A 20,255-nucleotide genomic window follows, 5' to 3' on the forward strand; every position below is an offset into this window, starting at 1 on the left:
TTACAGTACGTCTTGGGTGGCTGCCATCAAGTGGTATGACTACTACAGGAGGTGATGGGGGAGTTTTGGATATAGTAAAGCATATGGTTATGCCAGTTATGATTTTGGCAATCTCAATTGCTGGTTCTAATATTCGATACATCAGAAGTGCGGTATTAGAAATATTACAGCAGGATTATCTGCGGACGGCAAAATCAAAAGGAATCGGACGGTTTTTAACCATTAATAAGCATGCCCTTCGGAATGCTTTAATTCCTATCGTAACAGTGATTGGTATGCAGATTCCCATGCTGTTTGGTGGAGCAGTTATTATTGAACAGGTTTTTAGCTGGCCGGGACTGGGATTGATTACAATGAATGCCATTACAGGCCGGGATTACCCTGTTATTATGGGAGTCTGTCTATTAACTGCAGTTGTGGTTTTAGCAGCTAACTTGCTTACAGATATTGTATATGCCTTGGTAGATCCAACAATTAAATACCAGTAATTATGGAGGAGTAACTGTAAATGAAAAAAATGTTAGAGGAAAATACATATAGTCAGAGCAGCTGGAGGATGATAATAAAACGGTTTAAAAAACATAAACTGGCAGTTATCAGCCTTTGCTTTCTATGTATAATGGTAATTCTTGCAATATTTGCACCGGTTATTGCTCCCTATGACCCCAATAAAGTGACAGGTTCCTTTGGAAAACCACCGACTTGGGAACATTGGCTTGGAACAGATCAGATAGGCAGGGATATGTTAAGCAGACTTCTTTATGCTACTCGCTGCTCTTTGCTGGTAGGATTTGCTGCTACTATTATTTCAACTATAATCGGAGTAGTATTGGGACTGGTATCAGGATATTTTGGCGGCATTGTAGATAATATTATTATGCGTATTACCGATACCATTATGTCCTTTCCCTATATCTTGTTAGTTCTGGTTGTTGCAGCTATTTTTGAACCCGGTTTGTGGAATATTATTTTAATTCTTGGTCTTGTAGACTGGCCAGGAGTTGCCAGACTTGTCAGAGGCAGTGTGCTGTCCCTTAGGGAAACTGATTTTGTAAAAGGAGATATTGTGGCTGGCATGCCAAAGAGATATATTTTATTTTCGGAAATTTTACCTAACACAATTGCTCCGGTTCTGGTATATGCTACTACAGTATTTGCCACATCAATATTGGACGAGGCTGCATTAAGTTTTCTTGGGATGGGAGTACAGCCTCCAACAGCCAGCCTTGGAAATATTTTAAATGGAGCAGAGTCCATTACTATTCTTACAAGTAAGTTCTGGCTCTGGATTCCTGCGGGAACTATTGTTATACTATTGGTTATCAGTATTAATTTTATAGGAGATGCATTGCGTGATGCAGTTGATCCTACGGCATAAATCAGGCATAATTTACATGCATAATGAATGATACATCATAAATGGGAATGGAGAAGTGTGAAGGAAAAGCATTTTCCCACTTGGAAGAACTCCAACATGAGAATTAATTTGAATTTTCACGTTGAACTTCTTCGTCTATTATTTAGATATCGCAAAGAGATATCATGTTTGGAAGAGTGAAAGAAAATATAATTTATGAAAGGCTGCCACCAACAGATTCTTTCACTCATTTTTATTTATGGCAGTATCACAGGTCCGCCTGAGATATGCAATGGTGTAAAATATAAATGAAGAACATATTAAATTACCAGACATCAGAATATGATTGCGGCCCTACTACACTTATCAATGCATTTCGCTATTTATTTGACAGAGAACAGCTGACACCGGAATTGCTAAAAACCATTTCACTATATACATTAGATGCCTATAATGAACAAGGAGAATCTGGTAAAAACGGAACTTCTAAAATGGCTATGAAATTTATTTCCAGCTGGTTGAATCAATATGGAATAACCAATAATTTTCCTGTCTATTCTGAATTTTTAGAAGGGGAACAGGTATACATCGGCCAAAATAGCGGGATTATTGGATGCCTTCAACAGCATGGTGTAGTGGTTGCAAGAGTTTGGTTAGAGGATGTCGGACACTATGTCCTGCTAAATGATGTTAACGGGGGTGTAATTGAATTATTTGATCCATATTATATAGAGAACTTTCCAGACAGTCATGAAGTCACTATTGTAGAAGGACAGCCAGGCAAACTAAATCGTAGAGTAAAGGCAGAATTAATGAACCGAAAAGAACTGGTTTCTTATGCTTTAGGGCCTATGGAGATTAGAGAAGCAATGCTTATCTATAATACAGCGATCAGAAAAACGGAAGAAAATTCAATTGAATATATTATATAGTGTATATGAGTATCAAAACATAATAAAGGTGTTTTGGTACTTTTTTAATAATATAAAAAGGTCTGTATGAAATTTAACTGAGCAGCATCGGTCTATTGCTCTGGATTGGTGGAACGGGATGTCAGCTTTTAATATTTACATGAAATAAGACAAACTGCATAAGTCATATGATATATATAAAAGACAACGGAGTTGTTCATATGGCAAGAAAGCCGGCGAAATTCGAAGTGATTTTTCATTTACCAAGTGATGATATGGGAAATGAATTGTTAGCAAAGACATTGGGTGAAGTGCATGTCAAAATGATAAAAGAAATTATGAACCGGAAGATAAAGGATATAGGACAAAGAAATAAAATGATGACAGAAGTACAAAAAAAATTATGTAACCAACCGGAGTAGAATTGTAAAGTCAGGGGAATCAAAATGGAGACAAAAGTGATTGCCATTTATGCTAGAAAAAGTAAAGCAACAGATAAAGGAGAAAGCCTTAAGGTACAGATTGAAAAGTGCAAGCAACTTGCCAGATATAAATATTCTGATTTCAAAACGGAATTTCTTATATATGAGGAACAAGAGGGAAAAACAGGGGCTAACTTAGATCGGGAAAAATTTAAAGAATTGATGAGAGATATTATTAGTGGAAGCAAGCCTATTCATATATTATTGGTATATAAATTAGATCGTTTAACGCGTTCTGTGCAGGATTTTACAGAAATCTATGAGGTCTTAAATACCCATGGAACGGAATTCATCAGTGTGAAGGAGGATTTTGATACCACAACTCCAATGGGAAGGGCAATGCTGACTATAACGGTAGTTTTTGCTCAATTAGAAAGAGAAGTTATAGCGGAACGTATTCAGGATTCTATGCTGGAACTGGCAAAGCTGGGAAGATGGCTGGGAGGAAAGACTCCTTTTGCTTATGAATCAAAACTAACTTCATATATTAATCATGGAGGGCAGGAAAAAAGGAAAAATTATTTAGAGGTTATTCCTGGAGAAGCAGCAATAATTGAAAAAATATTTGCAAAGTATTTAGAATTAGGCTCTTTATCCAAGGTAGAAGCCTATTTGCTAGAGCATAAATACAAAACGCGTTCTGATGTAGATTTTAGAAGATATAGTATTAAGTTTATATTGACAAATCCGGTTTATTGCAGAGCAGATTTGAGTGCTCATGAGTATTTTATGAAAAACGGCTATTCTATCTATGCACCGAAAGAAGCATTTGACGGTGAACATGGAATAATGGCCTATAATAAGACTTTATCGGTAAAGAGCAGTGATATAAATTTAGATACGAAAGAATCAAGGTGGAGGAAGAATGAAGATTGGGTTATTGCAGTAGGTGAACATAAGCCATTAATTGTAAGCAGTGACTGGATTAAAGTGCAAAAAATGCTGGATAAAAATAAAGAAAAATCCTATCGTGCTTCAAGAACTACGGATGCGTTACTTTCCGGTGTGCTAAAATGTAAATGCGGGCATCCGATGAGGCCAAAAACATCCGGCAATCGAAATTCTGAAGGCGAAAAGTCCTTTTATTATTTATGTGAAATGAAAGAAAGAAGTAAAGGAACCCGGTGTAAAGAATTTAATATAGCCGGTAATGTTTTAGACAAAATTATTGTAAAAAAAATAACAGGATTAGAAAAAGAAATTACACCAATATTTAATAAATCCTTATTCAGATATAAAAAAATGAAAGAAAACAATCGGTTATGCAGTACTTCAAGAGATAGTTACATAAGAAACCAGATTAATAAAACCAAAAGATATTTAGACAATATTAAAAAAGCAATTCTGAAAGCAACAACAGAAGAAGCTATTGAAAATTTTATAGAACAATATCAGATGTATCTGGAGGAATTAAAACAATTGGAAGCTTCATTAGAAGATGAAATTGAGGAAAAAAATATAGAATATGAAGATGACTGGTGGGTTGAATTATTAACTATATTTGATGAGAGAATGTGGAAGGAATTAAGCTACGAACAAAGAAAATATACTGTCAAAGAATTAATTGAAGAAATTCACTGGAATGGTAGAAAAGTAGAAGTGTTTTTTAAAGGCAGTAAACTACCGGAGTATGAGGAAAAACAGAACATTTAGCTGCAATTACCGCCAAACATGAGAAAGAGCAAATGAATTGTTAATGATGCTAAGAAATGGGAAACGGCAGGCAAAAGAAGTCTATCTTTATGAACCTATCGGTTCTGATAAAGAAGGTCATGAAATAAATCTACTGGACATTATTGAAAGTGCAGACATGGATATAGTGGATGAGCTGGAGCTCCAAGGGAATATCAAGCGTTTATATACATTAGTAGATAAGGTATTAACAAAAAGGGAACGCCAGATTATTGAAATGCGGTATGGATTAAATGCAAATAACGAAGTAACTCAAAGAGAAATAGCAAATATAATAGGAATATCCAGATCCTATGTATCAAGAATTGAGAAGAAAGCATTAAAGAAATTACGGGAAGGTTTTGAAAAAGGATAAGACAAGAAAGAAAAGAAAGAGAGTAAGATAATAAAAAAATAATCTGGATTTTATGAAAAGAATAGCAATGGATATGAAACAAAGATGCAAAGAAAAAAATATTTAAAAAATTGATATCACATTTTACTAAAAGCATTGAAATTGTTAGTAGAATGTGATATCCTTTTCTTAAGCTTAAAAAGCTTTAAAAAACGAAGAACTTTGTTAAAAAAATGACAAACTAATTTGCGGAGTTCTTCATTTTAAAACCGGTAATAATCTTTTATTACATAAATCGGTGTAATAATATTTTTATTACATAACTACTCCTAAGAAAAGAGGATGTTGCAATAGCAGCATCCTCTTTTGTCTTTACAGTATGTTCCAACTGATGTAGAATAAAATAAGATGATGAACCTTATTAAAATTCAATTATATTTAACATTTTAATTATGTTTAAATACAAAGGAGCTTCTTTATGTATAAAAATCATATGTCATATGTAAAAAAATATTGGAGTAAGTTTGTAAACCGCGAAATTATTACCTATACCTTTGCAGGTATTATGACAACGATCGTAAATTTTATTGTATACTATTTACTTTGTAATGTATTAGAGGTAGAAAATCTGATTGCTAATACCATTGCATGGGTGGTTGCAGTTTCATTTGCTTATATTGTAAATGCTTTGTGGGTATTTCAATCGGAAAGAGAAAGTATATGGAAAGAGTCTATGAAAATAATCAAATTTTTTGGGGCCAGGATTCTTTCTTTTTTTGTGGAGCAGTTGGGAATGCTTCTTTTTGTTAATGAGTTAAAATTCAATAATTTAATTGTAAAAGCCTTCTTAACAGTGGTGGTAATTGTATTAAATTATTTGTTCAGTAAAGCCTATATATTTAGAAAGCAAAAAGACAAATGTCTGGAATAAAATTGCTATACTAATTAATATAAAGTATGAACACAGGGGGAATAGGGTATGAGTAGTAGTATTGAAGAAATTGTTCCTTATATTCGGGAAGTAGGATTGCAAAAAAAAGATTCCTGGAAAAATCTTTATCGGAGAATCTATGATCATCAGTTCTTTTATTGTTTTTGTGGCATCATACATATTCAAATCGAGGAACGCAATTATGAAGTGAAACAAGGGGATTTGGTTATTATAAAACCAAATGTTCCTCATAAGTTATGGTTAGATGAAGATGTCCAAGGTGATCTTTATTGGTTTCATTGTGACTTGTTTCCATACGAGGACAAGGAATGGCATTATACTTTTTATAATACCATTGAATCATATGTAACACTATTCGGAAATGAATTACAGTATAAGGAACATATACGATTGGATCCGGTATTTGAAAACGATATAAGATTTCCTGAATATATGGCGGTGAAGGACCAAGAAACCACAGAGTATCTGTTTCGCAAAATGTATAAAGCATATACCTATGAACAAAAGAATTGGCAGCTTCTTGTTCGTGGATATTGTTATGAATTACTATATTCCATTCTTCGTCAAATGGGGGAGACAAAAAAGAGAGATCTTTCAAAAGTATATGAGGTAAATAAGATGAAATCTTATATTGCTAAGAATTATTATAAACCGATTTCTGTTTTGGATATATGCAATGTAACCGGATTCAATGTGGATTATGCAAGTCGCTTTTTTTATAAAATGACAGGAAAAAAGTTAAAGGAGTACTTAAATGGATACCGTGTTGAGCAAGCCAAAAAATTAATGATTGATCGTGATTTAAAATTTGCAGATATTGCTGAAATGGTGGGATTTAAGAACGAAAATTATTTTAGTACAGTTATTAAGCGATACGAAGGTAAAACACCGGCAAAGTTAAGGGAATCATTGATAGAATTACTGATTTTGGAGGATAGGTAAATGTAAGACAGAAAGTGGAATTTACATAGAGTTAGGGATGTGGTTTTAATGTAAAATAGAGCAAAAGGATAAGTGAGATTGTAAAAATAGGTACATAATAGAAAACTATTAAAATAAAGATAATGCTTCAAAAATATAAAATACAAATAAATGTATATGTAGAAAAGTCGGAAAATTATAAGTTTTTCGGCTTTTCTGCATTTACAGGATAAAGTTGATTGTATATAATGTATGAAAAGAGTGAAAATAAATTAAATTAATTGGCCAATATGTACACTATGCGCAGAAAAAAATGAAGTAAAACATCTAAGAAGGACATTTTACACATAATAGGAGATTAAATTCATGATTACGAAAATGGAAAAGAGTCAAAGATTGCGTACTTTTAAGAAGCAGCTGCCTTTACATGGTTTTGTCTTAGCAGGATTAATTTTTCTACTGTTATTCTCACTTATCCCTATGGTGGGCGTTATCATTGCATTTGAAGATTATGATATTAAAGCAGGATTTGCAGGGATATTTACAAGTCCATTTGTAGGATTAAAGCATTTCAAGGCATTTTTAACGGATCGAAAATTCCCAATACTTATGAGAAATACATTGTGTATCAGTGTATTGAAACTTATTTTATCGTTTCCACTTCCGATTATCTTTGCGATTATGATATCGGAAATGGGAGGAAAGGTTTATAAGAGGGTAGTACAAACCGTAAGTTATTTACCACACTTTTTCTCATGGATCATTGTATCGGGAATATTATTTACATTTTTCTCCACCAATACAGGTCTGGTTAATGAAATTTTGCTAAAATTAGGTGTTGTAGATAAACCAATTCCTATTTTAATGGATCCAAAATATTATTATGGGTTGGCAGTATTTAGTGAGATATGGAAAGAGACCGGTTGGGGTGCCATTATTTATTTGGCGGCCATTGCAGGTATTAGTCCCACATTATATGAAAGTGCAAGAATTGATGGTGCCGGAAGAATGCAATGCATTCGACACATTACACTTCCCTCCATCAAAGGCACAGTAGCAATTCTTTTAATATTAGCAATTGGCGGTTTGTTCGGGTCTAACTTTGACCAAGCAATGCTATTAGGAAATACAATGAACCTTTCACGTTCAGAAATCTTAGAAGTCTTTATTTATAAGATAGGATTGGGGCAAGGCAGATATTCATTTGCTGCAGCGGCTGGGTTATTTCAGTCAGTGATCTCCTTTGTATTAGTATTGAGTGCAAATGCAGTATCCAAGAAGGTATCAGGATCCTCCTTATTCTAATTCTTTGATCAGATGAGTTTTAGGCGTAGATAGAAAACTGGAAAGGGGCAATTGTAATGAAGTATCAACGAAGAAAAATTAGAAGAACAACAGAAGACAAGGTAATGGACACCGTAATTTTTATCACAATGACTTTGATTTTACTTGTAACGTTATACCCATTTTATTATGTTATTATTATTTCTTTTAATGATGGTGTGGATGCATTGAACGGAGGCATTTATTTTTGGCCGAGAAAATTTACATTAGCTAATTATCAGCAGTTTTTAAGTGATGCAAAATGGTTACATGCACTTTTGATTTCAATTTTAAAGACGGCGGTAGGAACCACATTGACAATTTTATTCACATGTATGGTGGGGTATGGATTATCAGCACCGAACTTAATGTTTCGGAAGTTTTACAATGTAGTGTTATTGATATGTATGTATTTTAGCGGGGGACTCATTCCCTACTATCTGGTACTGAATTCTTACGGACTTTTGAATACGTTTTGGGTTTACGTTATACCAACCATGTTTAGTACATATTATTGTATCCTTGCAATTTCATTCTTTCGGGAAATACCAATTGAATTATATGAATCGGCACGATTGGATGGCGCAAGAGAGATGCGAATATACACAAGAATTGTATTACCTTTATCTAAGCCATTGATTGCTACATTGGGGCTATTTGCAGCAGTTGGTCAATGGAATGCCTGGAGTGACACTGCATTCTTTGCACCGGGAAAGAAATCACTGCGTACCTTAGCATTCCTGATGAGAGATGTCATAACAAAAAATCAAGTTGATGTGACCTCAAAAGCAGCGATGATGCAAGCATCACGTTATGGTCAGGTAACTACAACATCGGTCCAAATGGCAGCAATGATTATTACAATTTTACCAATTGTTTTAGTATATCCATTTCTTCAGAAGCACTTTGTAAAAGGAATTATGTTAGGAGCCGTTAAGGGTTAAAATAAAAAGGTTGGAGGAGAGGTATCTATGAGAAAGATGAAAAAATTAGTTAGTGTTTTATGTATTGGTCTGCTTGTAATTTCATGCACAGCATGTGGTAAAAGTACAAACACAGGAAGTGATGCTGTGTTAAAGGAAGCCAAAGACAGTGAAAGTCAATTTCCAAATCCAGAAAATAAAGTGACATTTGATATGTTCGTCGATTGTACCTGGCTGCCGTACGATACCATGGAAGATGGAATCATTGAACAGTTAATAGAAGAAGAAACCGGAATTAAAATTAATATAGTAAAAGCTACGGATTCGGAACAGTTGAATTTACTGATTGCATCGGATGATTTACCAGATTTGGTTATGACATCAAGCTCTTCCAAACTAAACAAATTATCCAGTGATGATCGTTGCTGGCCATTACAGGAACTTATTGATAAATACACGCCGGATTTCCAAGTTCCGGAGATTGAGCAGAAGTTAAATGCATTGAGTTCGGAAGATGGAAAGTATTATATGTTAAAGAATGAATTTAATACAATTGAAGAAATTCAGAATGCAAAGAATATTGGCCCAAACTTTGGACAATTAATTATGAGGGAAGATATCTATAAAGAATTAGGTTCACCGGCGTTACAGACTAAAGATGACTTTTTTGCATTGATGCAGATGGTAAAAGACAAGTATCCTGACATGGTGCCATTGACGATTAATATGAGACAATATGGTGGTTTAGCACAGCTGGTAGGTTATGATCCTGTGAAACCGGTGGACGAGAATGGAAATTATGTTTGCGATATTTCGGATCCTAAATATCGTGAGTTATGTAAGGTAATTAATGAATTATACCGGAAGGGTTATGTTACAGAGGAAAACTTCACATTTACTTCCGATGAGCAAACCTTCCAAAATATTGGTACCGGAAAAGCATTTATGATAACGCATTTTGCAGGAAACGATGAGCAGAACTTCACGGCAAGAGTAAAAGAGGAGGTTCCCGGTGCAAAATATGTTCAAGTACCTCTTATGAAAGATTGGCGTTACACCATGCCGGTTTCAGGTTGGTCTGCCATGTTTATTACAAAAAATTGCAAAGATCCGGAAACTGCAATTAAGTTCTTAAATTGGGCAAAACAGAAAGACAATTCCATTGCCTTAAGTACCGGGTACAAGGAAATCGATTGGGATTATGATGAGATGGGGAATATTATCTTATTAGAGCGTCGTCAGAAGTCAGTAGATGCCGGAACAAAAGATGCTGATTATAAAGGTGATGGATTTATCTTTTCCGCAGATAATTATATTACGATTTCCAATGGATTTTATGCGGTGGCAACACCAGAGACACGTAAAATCTATGATGATGCAGTAAAACGTGCAAATTGGTCCAATGCCTTAGATCTGGCATATCCAAAATCAGGTACGGATATTCGCATTAAATTTGATGACATTTCCACATTGTCAAGTGAGTCATTTACAAAGATCTGCACATCAAAATCAGACGAAGAATTCAATGCTTTATATGATGATATGGTGAAAGAGGCAGAAAAAATTGGACTTAAAGAAGTAAATGAATATCTGACCACCAACTATAATAAATTATGTGAAGACCTGGGAGTTAAATAGCAACAACATTTCCAACAATCAATCTCAAAGAAACAGGAAAAAACATATTAAGAATTCGTAAATCGAAAGATATTTCAGTTAAGGAGTTACAGAGCTATTTTGGGTTTGAACAGCCTCAAGCTATATAAATGGCAATGGGGTGAGTGCCTGCCAACTGTTGATAATTTATATGCTTTAAGCAAACTATTTAATATGACAATAAACGAAATCTTGGTCTCTACGGACCAAGATTTCGTTTATCTATGGCTTATGAAACTAATTATTAAGTTTAAAATTAGTTAGTTTTTATATTAATATAATTACATTATAATTTGGTTGTCCAATTAGAACAATCCCAAACCTTAGTTGCAAAATCCTCATAAAAATCCGGTTCGTGGCAGATTAAAAGGATACTTCCCTTGTATGCCTTTAAGGCACGGTGTAATTCCTCTTTTGCTTCCACATCTAAATGGTTGGTAGGTTCGTCTAATAATAAGAGATTGGTTTCTCTATTAATTAATTTACACAAACGGACTTTTGCCTGCTCACCACCGCTTAACACCCTTACCTGGCTCTCAATGTGCTTGGTAGTCAGACCGCATTTGGCCAGAGCAGCGCGGGCTTCGTATTGGGTAAAGGAAGGAAATTCTCTCCATAACTCTTCGATACAAGTGTTGTTCTTGGCACCGGTCATTTCCTGTTCAAAGTATCCTTGATATAGGTAGTCACCTAAAGTTACTTTACCTTGTAATGGCGGAATTAATCCGATAATACTTTTTAAGAGAGTGGTTTTACCAATACCATTGGCACCTTTTAATACGATTTTATCTCCACGTTCCATGGTTAAGGTTAATGGCTTTGAGAGGGGTTCCTCATAACCTATAACTAAATGCTCTGTTTGAAAGATATATCTTCCTGCAGCGCGTGCTTCTTTAAAATTAAACTCGGGCTTTGGCTTTTCTTTGGCAAGTTCGATGATATCCATCTTATCTAATTTCTTCTGTCTGGACATAGCCATATTTCTGGTTGAAACTCTTGCTTTATTTCTGGCAACAAAATCTTGTAGTTCAGCAATTTCCTGTTGTTGTTTTTTATAAGCAGATTCTAATTGCGACTTTTTCATTTCATAGACTTCTAAGAACTTATCGTAGTCACCCACATATCGATTTAATTCACCATTTTCCATGTGATAAATAAGATTTACTACACTATTTAAAAATGGTATGTCATGAGAAATTAGTATAAAGGCATTCTCATAATCTTGCAGGTATCGTTTTAACCATTCAATGTGTATGGTATCCAGGTAGTTTGTAGGTTCATCTAATAATAGAATGTCCGGCTTTTCTAATAAAAGTTTTCCAAGCAGGACTTTGGTTCTTTGACCGCCGCTTAATTCAGTAACATCCTGATCCAGGCCAATGGCATCCAGTCCCAAAGCGTGGCCGATTTCTTCTACTTTGGAATCTATAATATAAAAGTCATGGGAATCCAGTATGTCCTGCAGTGTACCGAACTCTTCCATAATAGACATAAGCGCATCTGTCTCTGCTTCGGCCATTTCATTACAAAGGTCGTTCATTTTGGCTTCAATTTCATATAAATATGAAAAAGCGGACTTTAATACTTTCCGTATGGTCATTCCTTTTTCCAATACGGAATGTTGATCTAAATAACCGACTCTCACATTCTTAGACCATTCTATATTGCCTTCATCAGGCATTAATTTTCCGGTTACTATATTTAAAAAGGTAGATTTGCCTTCTCCGTTGGCACCTACCAGTCCTATGTGTTCTCCCTTAAGAAGACGAAAAGATACATCATGAAAGATTGCTCTGTCTCCAAAACCATGAGTAAGATTCGTTACATTTAAAATGCTCATAAAAAACTCCTCTTTGAAATAATATGGTAACTCAAAAGCTACCTTATAGATTATACATGAAAAACATATTAATTCAAGAAAAAATTTTTGTAAGTTTAATAAATACAATAATAGCACAAAAATAATTTCGATAAAATAGGACAAAAATCAACGAATTATGCAAATTTAATGGTAATTTTATATGTATTGATTGATATATTTATCCTATTTTGTTATAATATGGTATAACATGTTTCTATTATTTAATATAAGGGGGAACGCGATGCATAAGGAAATGAAATATTTTAAAGTAGGGTTTATGCTTCTTGTATTATTGTTATTTATGTGTTGGCAGCCATGGAATAAGACTATAGTTTTTGGTGAGAGTACGGCAAAACGGGTTTTATTCATTAGCTCTTATGATGGAAATTTCCTTAGTGTTCCCGACCAGATTGCAGGTGTTAAAAGCGTTTTTGAATTTGAGAATATATATCTTGATATTGAATATATGGATACAAAGCGATTTGATACCCAAGAAAATGTCCATTTATTTTATAATACCTTAAAATACAAATTGGATCATCTTGAGTCGTATGATGCAGTTATCGCCGGTGACGATAATGCTTTGCAGTTTGTTATGGATTATCAGGAAGAACTATTTTATAAAATGCCTGTTATTTTTCTTGGAATCAATGATTTAGCCAGAGGAAAAAAGGCAGCAGAAGATGATTACATAACAGGTATTGTTGAAGAAACATCTATAAAAGATAATATTGATCTGGGAATAAGATTGAACCCGAAGGCTTCCAGGATAGTGGCTATTGTGGATAATACATTAACCGGAGTGGGGAATAAGGAACAATTCTATTCTTATGAAAAGGCTTATGATAATTTATTATTTGAGGATATTAATACTTCTGAATACACCTTTAAAGAGTTGGAGGAAGTATTGGAGCGTATAGACCAGGATACCATTGTATTATATTTTAGTATGTATTCTGATAAAACCGGAAAATATTTAACGATAGAAGAAGCTTGTGAAATTTTAGCAGCTCATACTAAGGTACCTATTTTGCGTTCGGAAGTTGGGGGAATTGGTTTGGGAATCCTTGGAGGCAGGATGGTTTCTTACTATGACGCAGGAAAAATTGCAGGGAATATGGTTTTGTCCGTATTTCAAGGAACACCTGTAAAAGACATCAACATGATTGAGGAAAGCCCTAATCGTTATATGTTTGATTACCAGGTTTTACAAAAATATAATATTAATAAAAAAATGCTTCCGGAAGATTCTATTATTCTAAACAGAACCTTTACTTATTTAGAAGAGAATAAAGACTTTCTGATAAAAGCTCTGTTTGTGATAACTGTTTTATTTATTATAATAGCAATTCTTCTATATGATAATAGAAAGCAAAGAAGAATGGAAAGAAAGTTACAGGAAAGCCATGAGGAGTTATCACAAACTTTTGAAGAATTGACAGCTACGGAAGAAGAATTAAGGGCACAATATGAAACCATAGAAAAACATGCCAGAGATATTGAACATCTGGCTCAGCATGATTATCTGACGGATCTTCCCAATCGGCTGAGTTTTAATGAGAGATTAAGAAATGAAATAGATTCTGGTAAACAGGGTGCCATTCTGCTTTTAGATATTGATAATTTTAAAGAAGTAAACGATACCCTAGGGCATGTTTATGGAGATAAGTTGTTACAAAGCATATCGGAAAGATTGTTAAACCTTTCTGATGATACTGTCTTTGTATCCAGGTTTGGAGGAGATGAATTCTTAATACTGATTGCCAACGAAGAAAAGAAAGAAAGAATTGAAGCTTATATCCATAAAATTTTAATACAATTTAAAAAGGCTTTGGATCTTGACTATAAAGAATACTTTGTTAATTTCAGTATTGGGATATCTATGTACCCCAAAGACAGTTCCGATGCGGATCGTCTGATTATGAATGTAGATACGGCTATGTACGCAGCTAAGAGAGAAGGAAGAAATAATTATAAGTTCTACTGTGAAAGTATGCAGGATGAACTGATGGATAAAAAAGAAGTGGAAGCCATCTTACGAAATGCGGTAAAGGAAGAAGGATTTTTACTGTTATACCAGCCGCAGGTTGATGTTAAGACTGGTTTCATTGCAGGATTCGAAGCACTTTTACGTATCAAAGGCTATAACATTACGCCGTTAAAATTTATACCGGTGGCAGAAGACACCGGATTAATTACTGAAATAGGACGCTGGGTAACAAGAAAAGTGGTAGAGCAAATTGCAGAATGGAAAGAGAAAGGATATGAAACTAAGCCTATTTCTGTAAACTTCTCAAGTAAACAGCTTCAGGATACCACATATGCAGATTTCCTTCGTCGAATATTACAGGAAAATGGTGTGGAAGCGAAGTACTTCGAATTGGAGATTACAGAAAGTATTTTGTTAGAAAAATCGTCAAATACGTTGGAATTCTTAAATACCCTTAAAGATATGGGGATAAGAATTGCTTTAGATGATTTTGGAACGGGATATTCTTCTTTAAATTATTTAACCTTTATCCCTGTAAATAAAATTAAATTAGATAAGTCTTTATGTGAAAAGTTTCTGGAACTAAGTAATATGAAAGTGATGAATAGTATTATAGGTCTTGCCCATAGCCTGGATCTTGTCATCACGGCAGAAGGGGTCGAAGACATGGAACAATATAAACGGTTAAAGAAAGGTGGCTGTGACTATATTCAAGGATATTTGTTCAGCAAACCTGTAAAAAGTGAGGAAATAGAAAAAATTTATCACATCAATATGTTAGATAAGAAATTATAATTGACATTTTTGGGGATTGTTGCAGAGTGAATATTGATACCAGATACGAAATAAAATATCAGCTTTATCCTATATATCTGGTATCTATATTCCATTATGCAATAAAAAGCCAAACTACCAGCTGCATAAGAATTTGCCAGTACAACTGTTGGAGACATGTAAAATTAAATACAGTGTAAGTTTATTTTGATAGGATGTATGTGGTATAATAATTAGAAAGTTATGAAAGCTATATTGTATCCTTAAAAACATCTATAAGGGGGAGTGAATCGATGGAACACCTTGAAAAATTGGATTTGTACCAGAGTACCATTAATGAATTGAGACCATTTGAGGGTGAAATGCTAAAGCAGATAAAAGATTTTTATCGTATTGGACTAACATGGACATCTAATGCATTAGAGGGTAATTCTTTGACTGAAAGTGAAACAAAGGTTCTAATAGAAGATGGATTAACAGTTGGTGGCAGACCCCTAAGAGATATGTTTGAAGCCGTGGATCATGCAAAAGCATATGACTATATGTTTACATTGCTTGAGCATAAAGAAATTACAGAAAAAGATATCCTTTATCTGCATAAATTGTTTTATCAAAATATTGATGAAGATTTTGCAGGAAGATATCGTAATATGCCCGTATTTATTTCTGGATCTAATTATCCAGTTACTAAGAAAGAAAATATCCCAAGTGAAATATATGATTTATGTGAGTGGGCAAAAACAGAGAGAAAACAATATCACCCTGTAGAATTTGCAGCATTACTTCATAAAAAGTTCGTGTTCATCCATCCATTTAAAGACGGTAACGGTAGAGTAGCTAGACTTTTGATGAATACAGCATTGATACAGGATGGATATCTACCAGCACTTATTCCGCCAATTCTGCGAAATGAGTATATTTCACTTCTTGAGAAAGCACATACAAATGATAGCCCATTTATAGATTTTATTGCGGAAAGAGAACTGGAATCACAAAAGGATTTTTTGCGACTTCTTCATATTCCACTGCCTAAGCCAGTGTAGTTATGACACATTCTTAATATATTGTACATTAGTTATTATTGCTGAGCCTTGCACAAAATGTGTGGGGCTTTTTGTGCGACAGGCAGTCGCACCAGTTTCGAGTTGTTGAAACTATTTTACATTTAGGAACAGCGATTACGATGCGTAGCATAAACGAACCTAGAGTTCTGAAAGTAAGGTTTCTCACGAGTGAAAGTCTCCACTCGTGAGTACTGGTACAAATCGAGAAATCTGATCTATGGCATTATCGTAAGGTGGTGTTTGAAGGAGATGTGGAAAGTCGAGAGAACCACAGACGGTTTAGCAGACCGAAACGAAAAGTGAAGCATATGCAGCGGTAGGGCAAGTTGATGACCGTGCGAAAAGTCGGGAAATCTATATCATTTATCCATAAGAACCAGTCGAATAAATGAAGATTGTCATGTGAAGGTACTCGGTATGTTAAATGAATTAGACTGGGAACTAGAAAAGAAAGGAATAAAACTTGTACGATATTGTGATGATTTTCTGCTTTTTGCAAAAACTAATGAAGAGATAAAAGAGCTGGAGAGATAGCAAAAAGAGTAATTGCTGACTTAGGTTTAGAAATAGCAATAAATAAAACCAAATTCGTAGATTTTCATAATAACGACTTTAAATTTATAGGATTTGACTTCAAACATCTATTATACGTTCAAGAGAGATAAAATTTTCAGTTTCACCTGAATTCAGTTAAATTCTGCAAAATGTATGAAATAGTTGACATATTGCCTGGAATGATTTACCATGAAGTTGTTATATAGTATATTCGGTCGGTTTTAGAAAGTAATACATAAGAATAAACGAATAAAGGTTTACTGTTGATATACAAAATTGCACCAAGAGGTATATATCAATGGAAATTTCAATTACTCTCATAAGCAATTTGAGTAATTATATTTACAAGGCAAAAAGCAGTAAGGCTGTTGATGATATTGAAAATGAAAAGGTAAATTTTAATGTGGCGAAATATACGAGGTATCTAACATAGAATTTTGATTATTTTGGTCCAAACCAAGTGAGTTAATTTGGAACTACTGTATTGAATGTCACTCATTATACAAATTAATAATTGGCTTTTACGTGATCGAATCATATTATATGTAGAAGTTCATAAATAAAAGAGGAACTTCCGCATTTAACTGTGAAGTAGTATGACAACTTTTAATAACTTTTTGGTTATCCTGTTTTCTGAACAAAAAAAATGAAAAAAACCTAATCAGACGATATATTTACTAATCAACGATAACTTTATAAATTACTCAAATTATCAAAAAGTAGAGAAAGGGGATAAAATCAAATGGCAATTATAGCGGTTAGTGGATTGAAAAAATATTATGGTGTAAAACCAAATATAGTTCGCGCCCTTGATGGTGTAGACATAGAAGTGAATACTGGTGAATTTATTGCAGTTGTTGGTATGTCCGGTTCTGGCAAGAGTACATTGCTTCATATGATTGGCGGTCTAGACAAGCCAACAAACGGGAGAGTAGTTGTAAACGGACATGAATTAGCCACAATGACAGACGAACAGCTTACCAATTTCCGCAGGCGTAACGTGGGATTTGTTTTTCAAAACTATAACCTTGTCCCGATTTTAAATGTATATGAAAATATTGTATTGCCAATAGAACTTGATGGCAGAGAGGTAGATAAACCTTTTATTGAAAAAATATTAAATATATTGAAACTTAATAATAAGCAGGACGCCATGCCCAATCAGCTTTCAGGCGGTCAACAGCAACGCGTGGCAATTGCACGGGCATTAGCGGCAAAACCATCTATTTTGCTTGCCGACGAGCCGACTGGAAATCTTGACAGCAAAACAAGTCAAGAAGTTCTAGCCATTTTAAAATGGACGTCTGTACAATTTAAACAAACCATAATGATGATAACGCATAATGATCATATTGCCCAACTTGCCGATCGGGTAATTCGCATAGAAGATGGAAGAATAAAAGGCGGTGGTGGAAATGAAGAACAATAAACAAACCATTATCCGTAAAATGGCGCGAAAAAACCTTGCAGCAAACCGCGGTAGGAATGTTTTTCTGGTACTTGCTATTTTTATGACGACTTTTATGATTGCAACAATCATTAGTCTATGCATAAACCAGGTTGAAATACAGCGATTGTATATGGCTCAGCATATGAATAATATAGACAATAAGATTGAACCGATAATATATATTTTAGCAATGATGGTTGTTATTTTGATTATCGCCGGGTTTCTACTTATTTATAATGTGATGTCTGTTTCTGTCTCAAGAGATATACGTTTTTACGGGCAACTGAGGACAATCGGCATATCGCAGAAACAAATAAAAAGAATGGTACTTCAACAAATACTGTTGCTTTGTGTTATTGGAATACCATTGGGACTGTTTTTTTCTGCGATTGTTTCCCTGATAGCTGTGCCCATGTTTTTAAGCATGTATACACAATTTTCATCGGCTGGTTATTCCATAAGCTTTCATCCACTAATTTTCATCGGAGCAGCCTTGCTCGCACTTATAGCCGTTATAACAGGTGCGTTCAAACCTGCGTGGAAAGCGGCTCAAGTTTCACCGATAGAAGCGGTACGGTTTTCTGAATATGGTTATGACCGTAAAAAAGTACGTACGTCAGCTTTTAGCCCAATTAAAATGGCGTGGCGCAATGTGTTCCGGGTGCCGAAACGGGCGATGTTGGTTTTTTGCAGTTTATTTTTGGGGATGACAGTTTTTTTGGCTGTTTCTGTAATCCTTGGCAGCTCAAGCGTGGATATCTACATGGAAACGGCTGGGAGTAATATAAAAGGGAATATTTATTTAAGAAACGGAATAATAGAGCAATATGGATTTCTCAATAGTAATAATATACACGCATTTACCACTGAATTTATGAACAGTCTGAGCGAGTTGCCAGGTTTGACCGAAAAAAGAGTGAGTTATGTTCATAAAATACGAATGAACATAACGGATATGAAGGGAGAAACAGATAACTTACCAGGCTGCATTTATGGTGTGGATGCAAAGCGCATTGCGGAAATAAACAAAGAATTGGCACACCCCATAGACGAAGCAGCTTTCCTACGAGGTGAATTTGTAATAATTCGAGATATTTGGAAATTATCGCCGTTGATGGGGGATACTGTGGAATTTTTCTTTGAAGACAACGAAACACCAGTATCGTTTGAACTAGGCGGAGTGCTGCCTTCAGAATTTTTGGACTATTTTGGTACTAGCTATAATAGGCTTCCGAGTGTATACATGTCGACTAATCTGCTAAAAGAACTTGTTGGAGAACCAGCTGTTTATGATATCGAGCTTGACATAGAAAGAAATGAACAAAAGCAAGCATTGAGTATGGTTAAAGAATGGACAGCCAACCATGAGGAGATCATATTACGTTCAGGGATTGCAATGCGTCAAGAAGCTGAGAATATTATTTCTACGCTTACTGTTATTGGTAATGGTATATCAGCCATACTCTGGCTAATTGGTGTATTGAATTTTATTAATGTAATTACAGCAAGCATATTATCACGCCGTCACGAGCTTGCCCTCTTGGAAAGCGTAGGGCAGAGTTCAGGACAAAGTAACAAAACGCTAATATATGAAGGTCTAATTTACGCATCCGTGACCCTGCTTCTTGTAGGTGTATTCGGTAGTGGGATAACATATGGAATTTTCAGAGTTATGGCGAAGCAATATAAATATATTGTATTTACCTTCCCATTTACATCATTTTTTATGATGGTATTTGTAGTATTTGCTATTTGTTTAAGTGTTCCGAGATTAGTGTACCATTTTGTAAGCAGGGCTACTATTATCGACCGATTAAAGGAAGCAGAATAGATCAGATTCTACTACACTGATTTACAATAAGGATATAGAGTAGAGTCAAATGGCTAATTTTATAGTGCCTGTATTGAGCTTTCTTTGAAAGATTAATTGTAAGTTAGATGTTGTGAGGGATTTTATAAAACTTTTTAAAATCAATCTGTGAAGGTACGATATTTCGTTATCAACAAATG

Annotated in this window: 16 protein-coding genes; 15 read left to right on the top strand and 1 reads right to left on the bottom strand. The window is 34.6% G+C overall.

What is annotated here, in order from left to right; all coding sequences use genetic code 11:
* The 11 genes from RT261_RS19530 to RT261_RS19580 all read left to right on the top strand — a co-directional run.
* The coding region (locus tag RT261_RS19530) for an ABC transporter permease (RefSeq protein WP_313134806.1) at positions 1-488 on the top strand (488 nt) is incomplete at its 5' end.
* 20 nt (positions 489-508) lie between these two features.
* Positions 509-1,378, top strand: coding sequence for an oligopeptide ABC transporter permease (opp4C, locus tag RT261_RS19535; protein WP_313134807.1), 870 nt, complete (start codon positions 509-511; stop codon positions 1,376-1,378).
* A gap of 287 nt (positions 1,379-1,665) precedes the next feature.
* Positions 1,666-2,289 carry a peptidase C39 gene (locus tag RT261_RS19540; RefSeq protein ID WP_313134808.1) on the top strand — a complete coding sequence of 208 codons (624 nt, stop codon included), beginning with the start codon at positions 1,666-1,668 and terminating at the stop codon, positions 2,287-2,289.
* A gap of 200 nt (positions 2,290-2,489) precedes the next feature.
* A complete protein-coding gene (locus RT261_RS19545) occupies positions 2,490-2,690 on the top strand; it encodes a hypothetical protein (protein WP_313134809.1) in 201 nt (66 codons plus the stop codon).
* Positions 2,691-2,714: 24 nt separating this feature from the next.
* Positions 2,715-4,403 carry a recombinase family protein gene (locus RT261_RS19550; RefSeq protein WP_313134811.1) on the top strand — a complete coding sequence of 563 codons (1,689 nt, stop codon included), beginning with the start codon at positions 2,715-2,717 and terminating at the stop codon, positions 4,401-4,403.
* Between the two features lie 43 nt (positions 4,404-4,446).
* The gene (locus tag RT261_RS19555) at positions 4,447-4,797 is read left to right on the top strand and encodes a sigma-70 family RNA polymerase sigma factor (protein ID WP_313134812.1); all 351 of its coding nucleotides are present in this window, start codon (positions 4,447-4,449) and stop codon (positions 4,795-4,797) included.
* Between the two features lie 457 nt (positions 4,798-5,254).
* A complete protein-coding gene (locus RT261_RS19560) occupies positions 5,255-5,707 on the top strand; it encodes a GtrA family protein (protein ID WP_313134813.1) in 453 nt (150 codons plus the stop codon).
* 48 nt (positions 5,708-5,755) lie between these two features.
* Positions 5,756-6,670, top strand: a complete 915-nt coding sequence (locus RT261_RS19565) for an AraC family transcriptional regulator (RefSeq protein ID WP_313134814.1) — start codon at positions 5,756-5,758, stop codon at positions 6,668-6,670.
* Positions 6,671-7,015: 345 nt separating this feature from the next.
* Complete coding sequence (locus tag RT261_RS19570) at positions 7,016-7,954, top strand: ABC transporter permease (RefSeq protein WP_313134815.1); 939 nt, start codon at positions 7,016-7,018, stop codon at positions 7,952-7,954.
* 56 nt (positions 7,955-8,010) lie between these two features.
* Entirely contained in the window at positions 8,011-8,916 is a 906-nt protein-coding gene (locus RT261_RS19575) for a carbohydrate ABC transporter permease (RefSeq protein ID WP_313134816.1), read from the top strand.
* A 27-nt stretch (positions 8,917-8,943) separates the two neighbouring features.
* Positions 8,944-10,533 (top strand): extracellular solute-binding protein, encoded by a 1,590-nt coding sequence (locus RT261_RS19580; protein ID WP_313134817.1) that lies wholly within the window; start codon positions 8,944-8,946, stop codon positions 10,531-10,533.
* A 304-nt stretch (positions 10,534-10,837) separates the two neighbouring features.
* On the opposite strand, the gene RT261_RS19585 is transcribed toward RT261_RS19580, so the two are convergent.
* Complete coding sequence (locus RT261_RS19585) at positions 10,838-12,391, bottom strand: ABC-F family ATP-binding cassette domain-containing protein (RefSeq protein WP_313134818.1); 1,554 nt, start codon at positions 12,389-12,391, stop codon at positions 10,838-10,840.
* Positions 12,392-12,653: 262 nt separating this feature from the next.
* Here RT261_RS19585 and RT261_RS19590 point away from each other — a divergent pair, with 262 nt between their 5' ends.
* The 4 genes from RT261_RS19590 (at position 12,654) to RT261_RS19605 (ending at position 20,076) form a co-directional block, all read left to right on the top strand.
* Positions 12,654-15,197 carry an ABC transporter substrate binding protein gene (locus RT261_RS19590; protein WP_313134819.1) on the top strand — a complete coding sequence of 848 codons (2,544 nt, stop codon included), beginning with the start codon at positions 12,654-12,656 and terminating at the stop codon, positions 15,195-15,197.
* Positions 15,198-15,469: 272 nt separating this feature from the next.
* Positions 15,470-16,219 carry a Fic family protein gene (locus RT261_RS19595; RefSeq protein ID WP_313134820.1) on the top strand — a complete coding sequence of 250 codons (750 nt, stop codon included), beginning with the start codon at positions 15,470-15,472 and terminating at the stop codon, positions 16,217-16,219.
* 1,318 nt (positions 16,220-17,537) lie between these two features.
* Positions 17,538-18,224, top strand: coding sequence for an ABC transporter ATP-binding protein (locus tag RT261_RS19600; protein ID WP_313134821.1), 687 nt, complete (start codon positions 17,538-17,540; stop codon positions 18,222-18,224).
* Complete coding sequence (locus RT261_RS19605; protein ID WP_313134822.1) at positions 18,211-20,076, top strand: ABC transporter permease; 1,866 nt, start codon at positions 18,211-18,213, stop codon at positions 20,074-20,076. Before RT261_RS19600 ends, RT261_RS19605 begins: the two co-directional genes overlap by 14 nt.
* Positions 20,077-20,255: the final 179 nt, after the last annotated feature.

Origin of the sequence: Anaerocolumna sp., assembly GCF_032079385.1 — a bacterium.
GTDB lineage: Bacteria > Bacillota > Clostridia > Lachnospirales > Lachnospiraceae > Anaerocolumna.